The organism is Indiicoccus explosivorum (assembly GCF_002167005.1).
GTDB classification, from domain to species: Bacteria; Bacillota; Bacilli; order Bacillales_A; family Planococcaceae; genus Indiicoccus; species Indiicoccus explosivorum.
This window is the reverse complement of the sequence record NZ_NHTN01000017.1, coordinates 35,198-54,070: the sequence shown is the minus strand read 5'-3', so window position 1 is coordinate 54,070 and position 18,873 is coordinate 35,198. Positions and strand designations below refer to the sequence as shown.

General features: G+C 54.8%; 18 protein-coding genes and 1 other annotated feature. All 18 genes read left to right on the top strand.

What is annotated here, in order from left to right:
• Positions 1 to 45: 45 nt before the first annotated feature.
• Positions 46 to 2,673 (top strand): DNA polymerase I, encoded by a 2,628-nt coding sequence (polA, locus tag CCE92_RS05995; RefSeq protein WP_088006621.1) that lies wholly within the window; start codon positions 46 to 48, stop codon positions 2,671 to 2,673.
• Positions 2,674 to 2,760: 87 nt separating this feature from the next.
• A complete protein-coding gene (gene mutM / locus CCE92_RS05990) occupies positions 2,761 to 3,630 on the top strand; it encodes a bifunctional DNA-formamidopyrimidine glycosylase/DNA-(apurinic or apyrimidinic site) lyase (RefSeq protein WP_088006620.1) in 870 nt (289 codons plus the stop codon).
• A gap of 9 nt (positions 3,631 to 3,639) precedes the next feature.
• Complete coding sequence (gene coaE / locus CCE92_RS05985; RefSeq protein ID WP_088006619.1) at positions 3,640 to 4,236, top strand: dephospho-CoA kinase; 597 nt, start codon at positions 3,640 to 3,642, stop codon at positions 4,234 to 4,236.
• A 108-nt stretch (positions 4,237 to 4,344) separates the two neighbouring features.
• On the top strand, positions 4,345 to 5,364 hold the full coding sequence (locus CCE92_RS05980) for a glyceraldehyde-3-phosphate dehydrogenase (RefSeq protein ID WP_088006618.1): 1,020 nt from the start codon (positions 4,345 to 4,347) through the stop codon (positions 5,362 to 5,364).
• Positions 5,365 to 5,621: 257 nt separating this feature from the next.
• Positions 5,622 to 6,005 (top strand): adenosylmethionine decarboxylase, encoded by a 384-nt coding sequence (gene speD / locus CCE92_RS05975; protein WP_088006617.1) that lies wholly within the window; start codon positions 5,622 to 5,624, stop codon positions 6,003 to 6,005.
• Positions 6,006 to 6,680: 675 nt separating this feature from the next.
• Positions 6,681 to 7,160 (top strand): transcriptional regulator NrdR, encoded by a 480-nt coding sequence (nrdR, locus tag CCE92_RS05970; protein ID WP_088006616.1) that lies wholly within the window; start codon positions 6,681 to 6,683, stop codon positions 7,158 to 7,160.
• Between the two features lie 11 nt (positions 7,161 to 7,171).
• Positions 7,172 to 8,542: a replication initiation and membrane attachment family protein gene (locus CCE92_RS05965; protein WP_088006615.1), complete on the top strand. Its 1,371-nt coding sequence runs from the start codon at positions 7,172 to 7,174 to the stop codon at positions 8,540 to 8,542.
• A 3-nt stretch (positions 8,543 to 8,545) separates the two neighbouring features.
• Positions 8,546 to 9,484 carry a primosomal protein DnaI gene (gene dnaI, locus CCE92_RS05960; RefSeq protein ID WP_088006614.1) on the top strand — a complete coding sequence of 313 codons (939 nt, stop codon included), beginning with the start codon at positions 8,546 to 8,548 and terminating at the stop codon, positions 9,482 to 9,484.
• A 572-nt stretch (positions 9,485 to 10,056) separates the two neighbouring features.
• A complete protein-coding gene (gene thrS / locus CCE92_RS05950; protein WP_088006612.1) occupies positions 10,057 to 11,985 on the top strand; it encodes a threonine--tRNA ligase in 1,929 nt (642 codons plus the stop codon).
• A 306-nt stretch (positions 11,986 to 12,291) separates the two neighbouring features.
• The gene (gene infC / locus CCE92_RS05945) at positions 12,292 to 12,834 is read left to right on the top strand and encodes a translation initiation factor IF-3 (RefSeq protein WP_144390977.1); all 543 of its coding nucleotides are present in this window, start codon (positions 12,292 to 12,294) and stop codon (positions 12,832 to 12,834) included.
• 27 nt (positions 12,835 to 12,861) lie between these two features.
• Entirely contained in the window at positions 12,862 to 13,059 is a 198-nt protein-coding gene (gene rpmI / locus CCE92_RS05940) for a 50S ribosomal protein L35 (protein WP_088006610.1), read from the top strand.
• Between the two features lie 39 nt (positions 13,060 to 13,098).
• Positions 13,099 to 13,458 carry a 50S ribosomal protein L20 gene (gene rplT, locus CCE92_RS05935; RefSeq protein WP_088006609.1) on the top strand — a complete coding sequence of 120 codons (360 nt, stop codon included), beginning with the start codon at positions 13,099 to 13,101 and terminating at the stop codon, positions 13,456 to 13,458.
• Positions 13,459 to 13,511: 53 nt separating this feature from the next.
• The gene (locus tag CCE92_RS05930) at positions 13,512 to 13,778 is read left to right on the top strand and encodes a DUF1294 domain-containing protein (RefSeq protein WP_420913227.1); all 267 of its coding nucleotides are present in this window, start codon (positions 13,512 to 13,514) and stop codon (positions 13,776 to 13,778) included.
• A 32-nt stretch (positions 13,779 to 13,810) separates the two neighbouring features.
• Positions 13,811 to 14,296: a dUTP diphosphatase gene (locus CCE92_RS05925; RefSeq protein WP_088006608.1), complete on the top strand. Its 486-nt coding sequence runs from the start codon at positions 13,811 to 13,813 to the stop codon at positions 14,294 to 14,296.
• A gap of 66 nt (positions 14,297 to 14,362) precedes the next feature.
• Positions 14,363 to 15,451 (top strand): M42 family metallopeptidase, encoded by a 1,089-nt coding sequence (locus CCE92_RS05920; protein WP_088006607.1) that lies wholly within the window; start codon positions 14,363 to 14,365, stop codon positions 15,449 to 15,451.
• Between the two features lie 127 nt (positions 15,452 to 15,578).
• Complete coding sequence (locus CCE92_RS05915) at positions 15,579 to 16,505, top strand: nuclease-related domain-containing protein (RefSeq protein ID WP_162287817.1); 927 nt, start codon at positions 15,579 to 15,581, stop codon at positions 16,503 to 16,505.
• A gap of 245 nt (positions 16,506 to 16,750) precedes the next feature.
• The gene (locus CCE92_RS05910) at positions 16,751 to 17,518 is read left to right on the top strand and encodes a TrmH family RNA methyltransferase (protein WP_088006605.1); all 768 of its coding nucleotides are present in this window, start codon (positions 16,751 to 16,753) and stop codon (positions 17,516 to 17,518) included.
• Between the two features lie 30 nt (positions 17,519 to 17,548).
• Positions 17,549 to 17,779, top strand: a binding site (T-box leader).
• Positions 17,780 to 17,826: 47 nt separating this feature from the next.
• Positions 17,827 to 18,864: a phenylalanine--tRNA ligase subunit alpha gene (gene pheS / locus CCE92_RS05905; protein ID WP_088006604.1), complete on the top strand. Its 1,038-nt coding sequence runs from the start codon at positions 17,827 to 17,829 to the stop codon at positions 18,862 to 18,864.
• The last annotated feature ends 9 nt before the right edge of the window (positions 18,865 to 18,873 follow it).

Below are 18,873 nucleotides of genomic sequence, written 5' to 3'. Positions count from 1 at the left end.
AAACTAAAGGAAATGACGGTTTTTGAGTTGAAAGGGGTTTAGGACGTGACGAAGAAATTATTGCTCCTCGACGGCAACAGTCTGGCGTACCGTGCGTTTTTCGCACTGCCGCTGCTGACGAACGATCAGGGGATCCATACGAATGCGGTTTACGGCTTCACGATGATGCTTCAAAAAATACTGGAAGAGGAAAACCCGACCCACATGCTGGTCGCTTTCGATGCGGGTAAGACGACGTTCCGGCATGAGACGTTCGGGGAATATAAAGGCGGACGTCAAAAGACGCCGCCCGAGCTGTCGGAACAGTTTCCTCACTTGAAAAAACTGATTGAGGCGTACAAGATCAAAAGTTATGAATTGCCCAATTATGAAGCGGATGACATCATCGGAACGCTCAGCCGGGAAGCGGAAGAAGCGGGTGATGAAGTCATAGTCATTTCTGGAGACAAGGACCTCACGCAGCTCGCTTCTCCTTCCACATCCGTTTACATTACGAAAAAAGGGATAACGGATATCGAGAAGTACACAGTCGAACATGTACGGGAAAAGTACGGGCTGTCCCCGGAACAGATCATCGACATGAAAGGGCTGATGGGAGACGCTTCCGATAATATTCCGGGAGTCCCCGGCGTCGGTGAAAAAACCGCCTTGAAACTTCTTGCCCAGCACGGAAGTGTGGAAGGGGTTTATGAAAACATCGGGCAGCTGAAAGGAAAGCTGAAAGAAAAGCTGGAACAGAACGAGGAATCCGCCCGTATCAGCAAAAAGCTTGCGACCATCGAACGGCAGGCGCCAGTGGAAATCAGGCTGGAGGATCTTACCTACTCGGGCCCTGATATGGACCAGCTGAAAGGCATCTGGCAGGAGCTTGCGTTCAAATCGCTTCTTGCCAAGCTGGATGCGCCCGCTGAAGAAATAACGGAAGAGCGACAGGAAATTGAATTTACGACCGTTTCTCCGGAGGACGGCGGGGAATTCCTGGGGGATGAAATGGCCGTCCAGATCGAAATAGACGGAGAGCAGTATCACACTGCCCCTGTTCTTGGGCTGGCGCTGGCAGATGATAAAGGGATTTATGTCTTCCCGGCGGAAGCGCTCCAGGAGTCCGCTCCGCTGAAAGCATGGCTTGAAGACCCCGCGAAGAAAAAGTATTTGTCTGATTCGAAAGCGGCTGCCGCCGCCCTTCACCGGCTCGGCATCGGACTGGAAGGCGCGGAAGCGGATCTGATGCTCGGCGCGTATATCGACAATCCTTCGCTGACGCATACTGACTTGCCGAACATTGTCCGCGAGTACGGCTATTCGGCCGTATCGACGGATGATCAAGTCTACGGCAAAGGCGCCAAGCGGGCTGTGCCGTTCGACAGCATCCTCCACGAACATATCGCCCGAAAAGCGAAAGCGGTCTGGGAAGTTCGGCCGGTGATCGAGGAGAAGCTGAAGGGGAATGAACAGTTTTCCCTGTACCATGAACTCGAACTGCCGCTGGCGGTGATCCTCGGAGGGATGGAATCGCTCGGTGTCCGGGTGGACAGCGCCCAGCTCAAGGCGATGGGAGAGGACCTCGCACAGAAGCTGGGTCAGATCGAAGCGGATATCCACGAGGCGGCCGGCGAAACATTCAACATCAATTCACCGAAACAGCTCGGCGTCATCCTGTTCGAAAAACTGGGGCTTCCGGCGATCAAGAAGACGAAAACGGGCTACTCGACTGCGGCGGACGTACTGGAAAAACTCGAAGGCAAGCATCCGATCATCGGACAGATCCTGCTGTACCGGCAGCTCGGCAAACTGCTGTCGACTTATATCGAAGGTCTGTTGAAAGAGATCCACGAGGACGGAAAGATCCACACCCGGTTCCAGCAGGCGCTGACGCAGACAGGACGGCTCAGCTCAATCAACCCGAACCTGCAGAACATTCCGGTCCGGCTCGAGGAAGGGCGGAAGATCCGGAAAGCGTTCATCCCGTCAGAACCGGGATGGGTCATGGTAGCAGCGGATTACTCGCAGATCGAACTCCGCGTCCTCGCGCACATCTCGGAAGACGAAGGTCTGATCGAGGCTTTCCGGACCGGCCAGGATATCCACACAGCGACAGCTGTGGACGTGTTCGGTACAGAACCTGAAGAGGTGACGCCGAACATGCGGCGTGTCGCGAAGGCGGTCAACTTCGGGATTGTGTACGGCATCAGCGAGTACGGACTGTCCGAGAGCCTGAAGATCACCCGGAAGGAAGCGGGGGAATTCATCGACCGGTATTTGTCGAGTTTTCCGGGAGTCCGGAAATACATGGAGGAAATCGTCAAACAGGCGAAAAAGGACGGCTATGTGACGACATTGATGAACCGCCGGCGTTACTTACCGGAAATCAACAGCTCCAACTTCAATATGCGCAGCTTCGCTGAACGGACTGCGATGAACACGCCGATCCAAGGAAGCGCGGCGGATATTATCAAAAAAGCGATGCTCGATATGGCCGGCGCACTGGAACGGGAAGGGCTGAAGACCCGCCTTCTTCTCCAAGTGCATGACGAACTCATTTTTGAGGCGCCGCCTGAAGAAGTGGAAATACTGAAAACCCTTGTGCCGGAGATGATGGAATCGGCTGTAGCGCTGAATGTGCCGCTGAAAGTCGATTTCGCTTACGGCGACACCTGGTTCGATACGAAATAAAAGAAGGAAACTTTTAGGGTTTTCGTTGTGCCAAGAAGGACCGGGATTAATGATTCACTGGATTGAAAAGGACAAGGAGGATGACTGATGCCGGAATTACCGGAAGTGGAAGGGGTGGTCCGGCTCATCCGGCCGGCCGTTGAAGGGAGGACCGTACAGGAAGTGACGGTCTCCGAAACGGTCAGGGAATCGAAAGCCGGAGGGAAGGATGCCATCCTGAAACGGATTACCGAAGACGCATTCATCGAAGAAATGACCGGTGCCACTTTCCGATCCGTGGAACGGAGGAGCAAATACATTTATTTCATGATGGAAAAAGAAGGGCCGTTCCTGTTCATCAATCATCTCGGGATGACCGGCGCCTGGTTCCATGTGGAAGCGCTCGATGGTATACGGGAGGAGAAGTTCAGGCGGCATGTGCACATCGTATTCACACTTGATGACGGCAGCCTATTCGTTTATTCGGATATCCGCCGCTTCGGCGAGATGCGGCTTCTGCAGGATGAAAGCGGGTACCCGCCACTGCTCCTGATGGCCCCGGAGCCGTTCGGGGAAGACGCCCTGCATCATTTTCTCGATATGAGCAACCGGCCGAAGTATGCGCGCAAGCCGATCAAGGAAGTGATCATGGACGGCCAAGTGATTTCCGGCTGCGGCAATATATACGCCACGGAAGCGCTGTTCCGGGAGAAGATAAGGCCGGACAGGCAGGCGGGCGACTTGCCGGAAGAACAGAAAACCGCACTCTTCCGAACGGTTTCCAGCATACTTGCAGAAAGCATTGAAGCGGGGGGCAGCACGATTTCCGACTATCGGAACATTAACGGTGAATCCGGCAGCATGCAGCACCGGCTGAAAATGTACGGCAAAAAACAGTGCCCGGATTGCGGCGCTGAGACAGAAAAAATGACTATCGGCGGACGGACATCCGTATTTTGTCCTTCCTGCCAAAAGTGAGTGGTGAAGATGATCATCGGTTTGACAGGCAGCATCGCCAGCGGCAAAAGCACCGTGGCGGCAATGCTGAAAAACAAAGGATACCCGGTCGTGGATGCGGATGAAGTCGCGAGGCTCGTCGTTGAACCCGGCTCGGAAACGCTCAATGACGTCCGCCGCCTGTTCGGACAGGAAGTGATCCGGCCGGACGGAACGCTCGACCGGGAAAAACTCGGGGAACGGATTTTCAATGACCCGGTCAGCCGGCGGCAGCTGAACGAAGTCATGCACCCGGCCATCCGACAGGAAATGCTGCGCCAGCGCGATGGATGGCTGGAAAACGGAGCGGATACCGTCATCATGGATATCCCCCTTTTGTTTGAAAGCAGGCTCCAGCATTTCGTCGACAAAGTGCTCGTCGTCAGCGTAACGGAAGAGAACCAGCTCGCCCGCCTCATGGAGAGGAACCGGCTCACGGAAAAGGAGGCACGGGCACGCATCTCCTCGCAGCTGCCCCTTTCGACAAAAGAGCAGGGGGCGGATGCCGTGATCTACAATAACGGGACATTGGCTGAAACGGAACAGCAGCTGGAGGCTATTTTACGTCAATGGAAAGCCGCTGGCTGAAAAGAACGGTTATTATTCAAAAAACTGGACCTGGAAGTGATGAATTATGTTATACTATTCGCATGAAAAGGCTATAAAAGTATAACTCAATTATTGGAGGCTTCGGTTATGACAGTTTCGATTGCCATAAATGGCTTTGGCCGTATCGGCCGGATGGTATTCCGACAGGCGATTCTTGAAGAGAATTTTTCCATTGTAGCGGTGAACGCCAGCTACCCGGCTGAAACACTTGCCCACTTAATAAAGTACGATACCAATCACGGACGGTTCGACGGGGAAGTTTTCGCGGAAGAAGATGCGCTGATCGTCAACGGCAAGCGTGTGAAGCTTCTGGGTGAACGGGATCCGCTGAACTTGCCATGGGAAGAGCTGGGCGTCGATATCGTAATCGAAGCGACGGGTAAATTCAATGCCCGCGATAAAGCCGCTCTCCATCTGGAAGCCGGAGCAAAAAAAGTGATTCTGACAGCGCCGGGCAAAGATGAAGATGTCACCATCGTCGTCGGAGTGAACGATGACAAGCTGGACGTGGAAAAGCATGACATTATTTCGAATGCCAGCTGCACGACCAACTGTCTCGCCCCGGTCGCGAAAGTGCTGAACGACGCATTCGGCATCGAGAACGGGCTGATGACGACCGTCCATGCCTACACGAACGACCAGAAGAACCTCGACAATCCCCATAAGGACCTCCGCCGGGCGCGGGCCGCCGGCGAATCGATCATCCCGACTTCGACAGGCGCCGCGAAAGCGCTGTCATTGGTGCTTCCTGAGCTGAAAGGAAAACTTCACGGCATGGCTCTCCGGGTTCCGACACCGAACGTATCGCTCGTGGATCTTGTCGTGGATCTGGAACAGGAAGTGACGGCGGAAGAAGTGAACGCCGCTTTTGAACGGGCGGCCGCGCAGGAGCTGAAGGATATTCTGCATGTGACGATGGAACCGCTCGTGTCGGTTGATTTCAATACGACAAGCGCTTCCGCGACGATCGACGGACTGTCGACGATGGTCATCGGCGACCGGAAAGTGAAAGTGCTTGCCTGGTATGACAACGAATGGGGCTATTCCGCCCGGGTTGTCGACCTGACGAAGAAAGTCGCGAAGGGGCTTTACGCAAAAGCGCTTTAAACCGGAACCCGAATTGATGAAGCCGTACTGACCGAAAAGGACAGTGCGGTTTTTCGTGCTGGATGGAAATCAATCTTTTTTGTTGCAATTGACGTACGTACATCATATAATGGTTCTCGTGAACTTGTTGAGGGGGATGGAAAACTGACCCGTAAACCATTCACGAGGCTACTTAAAGGGTTAGGACCTCTCCGGACTAACTTTCCCCCGTGGTAGTCACTTTGAATAAACCAATTACTCAAAGGGGGAAACGAACCTTGGAAACAATGGGACGTCACGTAATCGCAGAACTTTGGCAGTGTGAATTCGACAAATTAAACGACATGGATTTTATTGAGCAGACTTTTGTGGACGCAGCGCTTAAATCGGGAGCGGAAGTCCGGGAAGTGGCTTTTCACAAGTTTGCGCCTCAAGGCGTGAGCGGTGTGGTCATCATCTCAGAGTCCCACCTCACGATCCACAGCTTCCCGGAACACGGTTACGCAAGCATCGATGTCTATACATGCGGCGATCTTGATCCGACAATTGCCGCCGATTATATTGCAGACGCACTCGGCTCGCAGCACCGTGAAGTCGTCGAAGTGCCGCGCGGCATGGGACCAGTCAGTATCGGTAAAACAAAAGTCATTGCCAGCGCCTGATCCATGGGGATAACATAGGCGGAGAGCAGAGGAGAAATCCTCTGCTTTTTATTTTGTCTTGATCCATGCCTGCACTTCCTGCTCGCTTCCATTTCGCCGATCGAGGAACTTCTGCTCGCTTTCCGCGGACTGACTGCCGAGCCTCCGCACCCGCTGGCGCTGGTTTGCGGGGTCTCGGACAGCCAGTTATTCCGCAGGAAAGGTTGGGCGAAAGGATTGAACCCGACCTTTGCGACGAAGAGCGTAGCGATGCAGGAGCACATGGTTTTCGTAAAGTTCCTTTGATCAGCTCTGGGAAGCCAAGTGAAACTTGCAGGATGGTTCACTCTTGCGTTTTCTGGTGAATAACAGACGAAAGAGCGGCAGGCGGCGATTCCGACGGGATCAGCGAATGAATGGGCAAGAGGATCTTGACCATTCGTTTGCGACGAGCACGCGGAGCGGCGCGGGAGCAACGATTTGCCCGCGGCAGCTGGCCTCGCGACGTCCTGTCGCGCCAGCTGCATGACCCACTTCGTGTGGGCCGGAAAGCGTCCGCCTAAAGCGAGTTCATCTGGCATTCGTTTTTACAGAAAGCAGCGAGGAACAAACACGAAGAAAATGCGGTCGGGCCATCCGATTTTTGATATACTGAGAGATAAGACATTTAGAGATAAAACGGGGGAGTTGTACGAAATGAAGTGTCCGTCCTGTCAGCATAACGGCACCCGGGTCGTGGATTCACGGCCCGCAGATGAATTGAAAGCCATCAGGAGGCGCAGGGAATGTGAAGCTTGCGGCTACCGTTTCACCACGTTTGAAAAAGTGGAAGAAACTCCGCTGATCGTAGTGAAGAAAGACGGCTCGCGCGAAGAGTTCAGCCGGGAGAAAGTGCTGAAAGGCGTGATCCGCGCCTGCGAGAAGCGCCCGGTGCCGCTCGACGTACTGGAAGAACTCGTATTCAGCGTGGAGCAGGAACTCCGCCGGATCGGCAATGCCGAAGTGAAATCGGAGGATATCGGTGAAATGGTGATGGACCGGCTGGCCGATATCGATGAAGTGGCGTATGTCCGATTCGCATCGGTGTATCGTCAGTTCAAGGACATCACCGTCTTCATCGATGAACTGAAAGACCTCCTCGAGAAGACCTCCGATAAGAAAACGGGAGCGGAATAAGGTGGGAGACGATGGCAGCGACTTACAACGAACTCCATCCGACTGACGCATATTGTGTGTTTTTGCCGTATCCGTTTTCTGATTACGACCGGCAGCTGCTGACTCTTCTGTATCAGCCGCTGATCGGTTTCGAAGCGGCGGCGCTTTACCTGACGCTATGGGCGGAAGGGGAATCCATGAAAGAGCCCGCTCCCCACTACCGGCTGATGGAAGGGATGGGCACGTCGGACTCGGCCATTCTCGACTCCCGCATCCGGCTGGAAGCGATCGGTCTGCTTAAATCATTCCGGAAAGAGGGGGAGCAGCGGTCATTCATTTATGAACTGTGCCCGCCGCTCGATCCGAAAACGTTTTTTTCGGATCCCCTTCTGTCGATGTTCCTGTTCCGGAAAATCGGGGAAAGCGCTTATAAGCGGACGCGGGAGCGTCTGACTGCGCATTTGCCGAATAAAGAAGGTTTCGCGGAAGTTTCAAGGACATTCACCGACGTCTTCACACCCGTCCGCGAGAAAGACGGTATTCCGGCACAGGCGGATGACGGGCAGACGAGAGCGCGGACCCCTTACGAAACGGAGATCGATTTTGACTTTGGCACGCTGCGGCAAGGGCTGTCCGAACAGCTTGTCCCCGCCCGTGTCCTGACACCGGCTATCCGTCTTTTGATCGCCAAGCTTGCGTTCCTTTATGGTTTCGGTCCGCTCGATATGCAGAAAGTCGTGCTCCTTGCTGTCGGCGATGATTTCCAGCTGAAGGAAGACGCCTTGAAAAAGGCGGCGGCCGATTTGTATAAAATGACTGTTTCCGCTAAAGCGCCGGAGCTGGCGCCGGTCCGGCAGGCAAAAAAGGACCGTGAAAACACACAGCCGAAAACGAGACAGGACGAGATCATTGATTATTTTGAGACCGCTTCGCCTGCTGAAGTGCTGCGCGACATCGCAGACGGTAAAGAACCGCTGCCGGCGGACGTCCAGCTGGCGAATCAGCTTGTGCTGACGCACGGGATGGAACCGCCTGTCGTCAACGTCCTGCTGCAGTATGTGCTGCTGAAGACCGATATGAAACTGACGAAAGGATACGTCGAAAAAATCGCTTCCCACTGGATCCGCAAAAACGTGCGGACAGCGAAAGAAGCGATGGAACTGGCAAGGACCGAACACGACCAGTACGTGAAATGGAAAAAAGAAGGTCCAGCCCCTTCATCAGGGAACCGGCGAAAATCCGGCCGGGAAGAAAAAGTGCCGGACTGGTTCCATAACAAAGAGACAGACCTGAAAACACCGCCCGAAAATTCCGCTTCCGGTGACGCTGCACGCTCGTCCCTTGAGGAAGAAAAGAGGAAGCTGCTGGCGGAATTGGCAATGAGAAAAGGCAAGGGGGAATAACAGATGGAACCGATCGGCAAAACCTTGAAGCGGGTCGTGAATGATCCTGGATTCTCCAGCCGCTATGAAAAAACCCGCAATGAAGTGCTGAACCACCCGGGTGTCCAGGAATTCCTGGAAGCGCATGCGGATGAAGTGGACAAACAGACCGTGGACCGGGGGCTCAGCAAACTGCTGGAATATACCGAACAGTCACACCGCTGTGACAAATGCAAGGACCTGGAACACTGCATCAATTACTTGAAAGGCCATGAGCCGAAACTTGTGCTCGTCCGGGGCAACATTTCACTTGAATATGCCAAATGCCATCGGAAGGTCGACCGCGACAGCAGGCGGAAGGCGGAGGCGATGATACATAGCATGCATATGCCGAAAGAAGTCCTCTCCGCGGAACTGGAAGGATTCGAACCGGATCCCGAGCGGATGGAGGCTTTCCGCGCGGCAAACCGCTTCCTGGCCGGCGCGCTCGGTCCGCATGAGCTGCCGGCGAAAGGGCTCTACCTGTACGGCAAGTTTGGTGTCGGCAAATCGTATTTACTGAGCGCCATCGCCAATGAATTGGCCGAGCTCGATATCCGGACCGTCATGGTCTATGTGCCGGAATTCCTCCGGGAGATGAAACAGGCCATCGGTGATCAGACGCTCCAGGAGAAGATCGAGTATGTGAAAAAAGCGCCCGTCCTCATGCTGGATGATATCGGCGCGGAATCGATGTCGAGCTGGGCGCGGGATGAAGTGCTCGGCACCATCCTGCATTACCGGATGGCGGAAAAACTGCCGACGTTCATGACGTCGAACTTCGGTTACAGTGAACTGGAGCACCACTTGACGTACTCCCAGCGCGGCGAAAAAGAGGAAGTGAAGGCGGCGCGTGTCATGGAGCGCGTCCGCGCGCTGACGCTTCCTGTCCGCCTCGACGGAAAAAACCGCAGGCGATCGTGATTTTCCGGTTGCAATCTTTCCGGCCCCGTCGTATGATGAAACTCATAATAAGCCAAATGCAGTGACGGGGACAAACGGATCATGGAAACGGCTCATCAGAGAGGGAAGCCATTGGCTGCGAGCTTCCTGAGTGACGGACACGATCTTACCGACCCAATAGCAGCGGCTCCGCCTTTTCACCGGCGGCAGCCGACGGTATCGGCCCGTTAGCCGATTCGAGAGCTTCACTTGTGCCGCGTGCCGGCGCAGGGAGAAGAAGGGTGGAACCGCGAGCAGCGCCTCGTCCCTTTTATGGGATGGGGCTTTTTCTGTTTTTCTGGCTTTTCACCTGAAGAAATCGCTTCCGGCGGACGCTTTCTGACCCACACGATGTGGGGAATGCAGCCAGCGCGACAGGACGTCGCGGTGCTGGCTGCCGCGGGGCGGTCCGCGAGCCTCCTTGGCTGCGCCTTGCGGGGTCTCGCTTGGCCCGCTGATCCCGTCGGAGTCGCCGCCTGCCGCTCTTTCTTCTGTGATTCGCAGAATTCACTCGATGAGCTTTGTACTGACTTGATTAAAAAGGAGAGATAATTATGGCAGAAAGCATTCAACTAAAATTCCCCGACGGAGCCATCAAGGAATTCCAGAAAGGGACCACAACAGAAGATGTCGCACAATCCATTTCGCCGGGTCTGCGCAAAAAAGCGCTCGCCGGCAGACTGGATGGGAAATTCGTCGACTTGAAGTCGCCGCTCGAGCAGGACGGAGAAATTGAAATCGTGACGCAGGATTCGGAAGGCGCGCTTGAAATACTGCGGCATTCGACAGCCCACCTCCTAGCGCAGGCGGTGAAACGGCTGTACCCGGATGCAAAGCTCGGCGTCGGACCGGTCATCGAGAACGGATTCTATTACGACATCGATACTGAGCAGGCGATTACAGCAGAAGATTTGCCCGCCATCGAGAAAGAGATGAAGCGGATCATCGGCGAGAACCTCGACATCGAGTGTGTGGAAGTCTCACGCGACGAAGCGAAAGCGCGCTATGAGGAAATCGGCGATGAATACAAGCTCGAACTGATCGACGCGATTCCGGAAGACGAGGACGTCACCATCTACGAACAAGGTGAATTTTTCGACCTGTGCCGCGGCGTACATGTCCCGTCCACAGGCAAACTGAAGGAATTCAAGCTGCTGAGCGTGGCGGGCGCTTACTGGCGCGGCGACTCCGACAATAAGATGCTGCAGCGCATCTACGGAACGGCTTTTTTCAATAAAGAAGACTTGAAAAAGCACCTCCAGATGCTCGAAGAAGCGAAAGAGCGCGATCACCGGAAGATCGGCAAAGAATTGAATTTATTCATGAACTCCCAGAAAGTCGGCCAAGGCTTCCCGCTTTGGCTGCCGAATGGCGCAACGATCCGCCGGACAATCGAACGCTACATCGTCGATAAAGAGGAACGGCTCGGCTACAGTCACGTGTATACACCGGTGCTCGGCAGCGTGGACCTGTACAAGACGAGCGGTCACTGGGATCACTATCAGGAAGACATGTTCCCGGTCATGCATATGGACAACGAGGACTTGGTTCTTCGCCCGATGAACTGCCCGCATCACATGGAAATCTACAAACAGGGCATCCATTCCTACCGGGAGCTGCCGATCCGGATTGCGGAACTCGGCACGATGCACCGCTATGAGATGTCCGGGGCGCTGTCCGGGCTGCAGCGGGTCCGCGGCATGACACTGAACGATGCGCACATTTTCGTCCGGCCGGACCAGATCAAGGAAGAATTCATCCGGGTCGTCAATCTTGTGATGGAAGTCTACAAGGACTTCAACATCAGCGATTACTCGTTCCGACTGTCGTACCGCGACCCGGCGGATAAAGAAAAGTACTTTGACGACGATGCGATGTGGGAGAAAGCGCAGGCCATGCTGAAAGACGCAATGGATGAAGTCGGCGTCGACTATTTCGAGGCGGAAGGCGAAGCGGCATTTTACGGTCCGAAGCTCGACGTCCAAGTAAAGACAGCGCTCGGCAAAGAAGAGACACTGTCGACCGTCCAGCTCGATTTCCTGCTGCCGGAGCGTTTTGATCTGACGTATATCGGTGAAGACGGCAAGCAGCATCGGCCGGTCGTCATCCACCGCGGCGTCGTGTCGACGATGGAACGGTTCGTCGCATTCCTGATCGAGGAATACAAAGGCGCATTCCCGACATGGCTGGCGCCGGTGCAAGTCGAAATCATCCCGGTGTCCCTCGAAGCACATGCCGACTATGCCAATAAAATCCGTGAACAGCTCCAGGCGCATAAAATCCGGGTGGACATCGACAGCCGGGACGAGAAACTCGGCTACAAAATCCGGGAAGCGCAGACAAAGAAGATTCCGTACATGCTCGTCCTGGGCGACCAGGAATTGGCGGACGGCTCGGTCAACGTCCGGAAATACGGGGAGAAAAACTCCGAAAGCATGCCGTTCGACGATTTCCTCAGCCAGATCCGGAGCGAATTGAAATAACGGAAAGCGGCAGGAAACAGGATGTGTGCGAACCGGTTGACACGGAGGGCGCACCATGCTATCCTTGATAAGGTTAAGAATACTTATTTGTGGCAAAGCAGGAGCGCCCGCTTCTCACCTGCCCGACTCCGTGTCGGCTGGTTCTGCACAACATTGACTGAATCCGCGCTTCCATGCGCGCTTGTCATACGATGCGGGCGGACCTCTTGTGTCCGTCCGCTTTTGTTTTGGAACGGAACCCGAACAGGCCGGACACAAAAAGGTATTCGCGAAAAAACTCGGAGGTGGATTACGATTAGCAAAGACATGTATGTTAACGAGGGCATCCGTGCCCGCGAACTTCGCGTCATCGATCAGAACGGCGAACAGCTTGGCATCAAATCGCGCAACGAAGCTCTTGATATCGCGAGCCGTGTCAATTTGGACCTAGTTCTTGTCGCACCTCAGGCAAAGCCGCCGGTCGCCCGTATCATGGACCACGGCAAATTCAAGTTTGAGCAGCAGAAGAAAGACCGCGAAATCCGCAAAAACCAGAAAGTGATCAACGTCAAGGAAGTCCGGCTGAGCCCGGGCATCGACGAGCACGACTTCAACACGAAACTGCGCAACGCGATCAAATTCCTCCAAAAAGGGGATAAAGTGAAAGCGTCGATCCGTTTCAAAGGCCGTGCGATCACCCACAAGGAAATCGGCCAGCGCGTCCTCGACCGCTTCGCGGAAGCCTGCGCGGAAGTCGCGACCGTGGAACAGAAGCCGAAAATGGAAGGCCGCAGCATGTTCTTGCTGATGGCGCCGAAAGCTGAAAAAGAAACGAAGAGCGAAAAAGAAGCGAAAAGCGACAAAGAGTAACAGACGAACAGTTTAGGAGGAACCAACATGCCAAAAATGAAAAGCCACAGCGGCGCATCCAAGCGCTTCAAGAAGACGGGGACAGGCAAAGTGAAACGCAACCGCGCGTACACGAGCCACCTCTTCGCTAACAAATCGACAAAACAGAAACGCCACCTGCGCAAAGGCAAACTCGTCTCTGCCGGCGATCTGAAACGCATCAAATCCCTGATCTACAACCAGTAATCCGAACTCAATCATACGAAATAGCAGGAGGTAATTATTATGCCACGCGTAAAAGGCGGAACAGTAACACGCAAGCGTCGTAAAAAAGTCATTAAATTAGCCAAAGGATATTTCGGTTCGAAACACACACTCTTCAAAGTGGCGAACCAGCAAGTCATGAAATCCGGTCAGTATGCATACCGTGACCGCCGTCAGAAGAAACGCGATTTCCGCAAACTGTGGATCACGCGGATCAACGCGGCTGCACGTATGAACGGCCTGTCTTACAGCCGTCTGATGCACGGTCTGAAACTGGCTGGCATCGATGTGAACCGCAAAATGCTCGCCGACCTCGCAGTGACGGACGAAGCGGCATTCGCAGCACTCGCTGAACAGGCGAAACAGTCCATCAATAAATAATCAAGAAAGGCTGGTGACTTGTCACCGGCCTTTTTTTCTTTGGAGGAAACCGTATGGAAATGGTGTTATGGGGTTTATTCGCAGCGGTGAATGTGTTCGCTTTCGCTTTGATGGGGGCGGACAAGAAACGGGCGAAACGGGGCGTTTGGCGGATTCCGGAACGCAGGCTGTGGCTCGCGGCATGGTGTGGCGGTGCCGTCGGCGCGTACTTCGGCATGCGGCAGTTCCGCCACAAGACGAAGCATGGGGCGTTCCGCCTCGGGCTGCCGTTCCTCGCAGCTTTGCAGGCCGCGGCTGCAGGATGGCTAATGCTGTGGTGAACGGTATAATGGAAGGGAAGGGAGTGGGAGTGATGGAACTGACAGGGCTGTTTGACATGCAGCGGGAATTGGATACGTATATCGAGCGCAAGCAGGGCGTGACGGAGGACGTGTTCCGCAAAAAGGGCTTGGCGCTTCTGACGGAGCTGGCGGAACTGGCCAACGAAACCCGCTGCTTTAAGTTCTGGAGCGTGAAAGGCCCGTCGGAGCGGGATGTGCTGCTGGAGGAATTCGTCGATTCCCTCCATTTCATCTTATCGCTCGGAATCGAGAAGAACTTGGCTACGCTTACGGAATGGCCGCCTGTTTGCTCAGGGGAGGATTTGACGGAGCTGTTTCTGTCGGCGCAGAAAGCGGTCCTGGAATTCATGGGTGATTACCGGATGTCCAAGTATTTGGCGGTCTGGGGCTGGTACGGGGCGATTCGCGACGCGCTCGGGTTCACCGAGGAGGAGGTCCTCAGCGCGTATTTGGCGAAAAACCGGAAGAACTACGAACGCCAGGAAGAAAACTATTGAATTTTTTGAACGTTACGCGATTTTCCTCTATAATAGGAACGTATGAATATTTAGGAGGTCGAATGAATGGCAAAGTTAGATGAAACACTCAGCATGCTGAAAGAACTGACGGACGCAAACGGGATCCCCGGCAACGAACGGGCGCCGCGCGACGTCATGCGCAAGTACATAGAGCCGTACGCTGACTCAATCGACAACGACGGGCTCGGGAGCCTGATCGCGAAAAAAGTCGGCAAGGAAGACGGCCCGAAAATCATGCTTGCCGGCCACTTGGACGAAATCGGCTTCATGATCACGAAAATCGACGACAAAGGGTTCCTGAAATTCCAGACGGTCGGCGGCTGGTGGAACCAGGTCATGCTCGCACAGCGTGTGACGATCACGACCCGTAAAAACGGCGAAATCACCGGCGTCATCGGCTCGAAACCGCCGCACATCCTCAGCCCGGAAGCGCGCAAAAAGCCGGTCGAGATCAAGGACATGTTCATCGACATCGGCGCGTCTTCCGCGGATGAAGCGAAAGAATGGGGCGTGTCGCCTGGTGATATGGTGACCCCGTACTTCGAGTTCAACGTCATGAACAACGACAAGCTCCTCATGGCGAAAGCGTGGGACAACCGCATCGGCTGCGCCATCGCGATCGATGTCCTGAAAGCGCTGAAAAACGAAGAGCATCCGAATGTCGTCTACGGCGTCGGCGCGGCTCAGGAAGAAGTCGGTCTGCGCGGTGCCCGTACAGCAGCGAATAAAATCCAGCCGGACATCGGGTTCGCAGTCGACGTAGGTGTCGCTGGCGATACGCCGGGCATCACATCGAACGAATCCAACAGCAAAATGGGCGACGGCCCGCAGATCCTCGTTTATGATGCTTCAATGGTGTCACACCGCGGCCTGCGCGAACTCGTCGTCGACACTGCGGAAGAGAACGGCATCCCTTTCCAGTTTGAAGTCATGGCGGGCGGCGGCACCGATGCAGGTGCCATCCACCTGTCAGGCAACGGCGTTCCGTCCGTGTCGATCGGTGTGGCGACGCGCTACATCCACTCGCATGCGGGAATCCTGCACCGCGACGACTACGAGAACGCAGTGAAACTCGTGACGGCCGTCATCAAGAAACTCGACCGCGAGACGGTCGACCGCATTACATTCGAATAAAAAATGGAACCCCTTGCCGATGTGGTGAGGGGCTTTGTTGTGGGTGAAACTTGCTAAAACCGCCGGAAAAGTGGGCGACAGGCTTTCACGTGAATTGCTATGCTGATGACAAAAAGGGGAGATGGCGTTGTCAGAAGCGGAGGCATTGCGGCTTTTATTGGAACGGCTGGACGGCAGTCACCCGCAGCGGGCATACGTGGAGTCGGAACGGCATAACCGGGAAGCGGGTGTACGGGGAGAAAGCCGGATCGAATCGAAGTTCAAGGAGTTTTTTATTCCGGAAGATTTTGAAGTGTTTTGGGATGTCGGCCTGGCGATCGGCGACTGGCGTGTCCAGTTCGACGGGCTTTTGCTGACGGGACGCTGTGCGGTCATCATCGAGTCGAAGAACATCAGTGACGAGCTGTATTTCGATGAGGCGACGGGGGAGTTTTACCGGAAGAATGCAGGCGGCCGCCACGTATTCGAGCATCCGGCGGTTCAGCTGAATAAAAACCGCTATTTTTTGGAGCAGTGGTTCCGTCGGAATAGGATTGCGTTGCCGGTGGAGGGACTCGTCGTCTTTACGGCGAAACAATGTGAGTTCATGACGAAGCCGACGCTGGCGAGGATGTGCAAGCTGTATCAGATGCCAGGGCGGCTGATTGAGATTTTGAAGAAGTATCCTCCTGTTTGCGATGCGCCGTTCCGTGAAGCGGCTCGCCGCATCCCCCAACAGTTGGTTCCTTATCGGCGGAAGCCGGTATGTGAGAAGTATTTTATTTCAATGGACGATTTGAAGAAAGGGATTTTTTGTGCGGAATGCCGGCTGCCGAGCGTTCGGCTCGTCGAGCGCAGCTGGGTGTGCGGATCGTGCGGTGCACGGGAGCGGGACATCGGTGCCCGGCTCATCGACGAGTACTTTGCGGTCGTCGGGGAGGAGCTGACGAACCGGGGAATACGGGAGTATTTTGGGATAGAGTCGCAGGATGTCGTGACACGAATGCTGCGGAAAGCAGATCTCTCTGCATACGGAGAGCAGAAAGGAAGATTCTACCGGAAACAACCCAAATAACGCGGTTAAAGGAAGTTATCGCGGATATAATAAAAATAACGCGGATATATTCAAAATAACGCGGATATATTCGAATTAAAGCGGATATATTCAAAATAACGCGGATATATTCGAATTAAAGCGGATAAACCGAAAATAGCGCGGATAAACCGCAAATAACGCGGATATAATTAACGAAGCAGAAGCTCAAACCCGACTGCTGGTATGATATACTTACAAAATGACCAGAAAGGCGTGACGCATACTTGAAACGGATCGAATCACCACAAAATTCACTCGTCAAGCATTGGAAAAAGCTGGTGACGACGCGCAAAGAGCGCGATAAGTTCAATGAATTTCTCGTAGAAGGCTTCCATCTGACAGAGGAAGCACTGAAAGAAAAGCATCTCGTGAAAGGCCTCATCGTCCGTGACGGCGTCGATATCCCGGATGGCTGGGATACGGAAGACCTCGCCGTTTATGAGGTGTCCGCACAGGTTGCGAAGGAGATCGCCGAGACGGATCACCCGCAGGGAATTTTCGCGCACGTGAAGCAGCCGGCGCACACAGAGGAAGAGGAGAAGGCGTGGCGGAAGCTTCTCCTGATCGACGCGGTCCAGGATCCCGGCAATATCGGCACGATGATCCGCACGGCGGCGGCAGCGGGAATCGACGCGGTCGTCCTCGGCAAAGGGTGCGCGGACGCGTTCAATCCGAAGACCGTCCGCTCGGCGCAAGGCTCGCATTTCCACCTGCCGGTCGTCAAAGGCGACCTCCACGACTGGATCGGCCGCGCGCAGGCGCAGAATATTCCGGTTTACGGCTCGGCGCTCCAGGACGCGACGCCGTTCTACGAAGCGCAGCCGGCGGACGAATTCGCGCTCGTCGTCGGCAATGAAGGAAGCGGCGTCGACAAAGAGCTGCTCGCACAGACCGATGAAAACCTGCTCGTCCCGGTATACGGGAAAGCGGAATCGCTGAACGTCGCGATCGCGACCGGCATTTTGCTGTACGGCCTCGTTGCGAAAAAGTGAAATCCGCATTATAATAAAATAGGAAATAATTCAAAAGTGATGACCGGGAAGAGTAAGCCGTTCCCGCCGCGAACAGGGAGCCCGCACCTTGACTGGAAGTGCGGATACGCGGTGACCGGCTGAAGTTCACCCCGCGAACTGCCCTCGGGACCGGCGGAAGCCGTAAAGATGGGCCGGTGAAGAGCCGTTAACGAAATTGAGTGATTGCATGGAACATGCAGTAACTAGGGTGGTACCGCGAATGAAAGCCTCGTCCCTTATTCAGGGAAGTGGCTTTTTTTATTGCCAAATAAAGGAGGAACACACACATGGAAGCAGAGCTGAAAAAGCTGAAAGAAGACGTGCTCGGCAAGATTGCCGAAGCGTCGGACAGCAAAGAACTGAACGATGTGCGCGTGGCGTATCTCGGGAAGAAAGGGCCGATCACGGACTTGTTGAAAGGGATGGGGAAACTCCCGGCCGAGGAGCGTCCGAAAATGGGGGCGCTCGTCAACGAAATGCGCCAGGAAGTGACCGAAACACTGGAAGCGCGCAAGGAAGTGCTTGAAGCGGAAGCGATCACGAAGCAGCTCGAAGCGGAGTCGATCGACGTCACGCTGCCGGGGCGTCCGGTGAATCTCGGCAATGCGCATCCGCTGACGCGCATCATCGAGGAAATCGAGGACTTGTTCATCTCGATGGGCTATGAAATCGCGGAAGGGCCGGAAGTCGAGAAGGACTATTACAACTTTGAAGCGCTGAACTTGCCGAAAGGCCATCCGGCGCGCGACATGCAGGATTCCTTCTATATTACCGAAGACATTCTGCTGCGCACGCATACATCGCCGGTCCAGGCACGGACGATGGAGCAAAAAGAAGGCGAGCCCATCCGCATCATCTGCCCGGGGAAAGTGTACCGGCGGGATAACGACGATGCCACGCATTCGCACCAGTTCATGCAGATCGAAGGGCTCGTCGTCGGCGAAGGCATCCGCATGAGCGACCTGAAAGGCACGCTTACTGTCTTCGCGAAAAAAATGTTCGGGGACGAGCGGGAGATCCGGCTCCGTCCGAGCTTCTTCCCGTTCACGGAACCGTCCGTCGAAATGGACATTTCGTGCTTCAAGTGCGGCGGCACCGGCTGTAACGTGTGCAAGGGGACCGGTTGGATCGAGATCCTCGGTGCCGGGATGGTGCATCCGAACGTGCTCGAAATGGCGGGCTACGATCCGAAGAAAATGACCGGTTTCGCATTCGGCATGGGGCCGGAGCGGATCGCGATGCTGAAGTACGGCGTCGACGATATCCGGCAGTTCTACACGAACGATACGCGGTTCCTATCCCAATTCCAACGGACAGAAGTGTAAGGAGGCAGA

Bases quoted from the DNA above. Each gene is read 5' to 3' on its own strand.
- rplT (WP_088006609.1), top strand. From the start codon at position 13,099: ATGCCACGCGTAAAAGGCGGAACAGTAACACGCAAGCGTCGTAAAAAA.
- CCE92_RS05980 (WP_088006618.1), top strand. From the start codon at position 4,345: ATGACAGTTTCGATTGCCATAAATGGCTTTGGCCGTATCGGCCGGATG.
- CCE92_RS05925 (WP_088006608.1), top strand. From the start codon at position 13,811: ATGGAACTGACAGGGCTGTTTGACATGCAGCGGGAATTGGATACGTAT.
- nrdR (WP_088006616.1), top strand. From the start codon at position 6,681: ATGAAGTGTCCGTCCTGTCAGCATAACGGCACCCGGGTCGTGGATTCA.
- mutM (WP_088006620.1), top strand. From the start codon at position 2,761: ATGCCGGAATTACCGGAAGTGGAAGGGGTGGTCCGGCTCATCCGGCCG.
- CCE92_RS05965 (WP_088006615.1), top strand. From the start codon at position 7,172: ATGGCAGCGACTTACAACGAACTCCATCCGACTGACGCATATTGTGTG.
- coaE (WP_088006619.1), top strand. From the start codon at position 3,640: ATGATCATCGGTTTGACAGGCAGCATCGCCAGCGGCAAAAGCACCGTG.
- infC (WP_144390977.1), top strand. From the start codon at position 12,292: ATGTATGTTAACGAGGGCATCCGTGCCCGCGAACTTCGCGTCATCGAT.
- CCE92_RS05920 (WP_088006607.1), top strand. From the start codon at position 14,363: ATGGCAAAGTTAGATGAAACACTCAGCATGCTGAAAGAACTGACGGAC.
- dnaI (WP_088006614.1), top strand. From the start codon at position 8,546: ATGGAACCGATCGGCAAAACCTTGAAGCGGGTCGTGAATGATCCTGGA.
- rpmI (WP_088006610.1), top strand. From the start codon at position 12,862: ATGCCAAAAATGAAAAGCCACAGCGGCGCATCCAAGCGCTTCAAGAAG.
- pheS (WP_088006604.1), top strand. From the start codon at position 17,827: ATGGAAGCAGAGCTGAAAAAGCTGAAAGAAGACGTGCTCGGCAAGATT.
- thrS (WP_088006612.1), top strand. From the start codon at position 10,057: ATGGCAGAAAGCATTCAACTAAAATTCCCCGACGGAGCCATCAAGGAA.
- CCE92_RS05930 (WP_420913227.1), top strand. From the start codon at position 13,512: ATGGAAATGGTGTTATGGGGTTTATTCGCAGCGGTGAATGTGTTCGCT.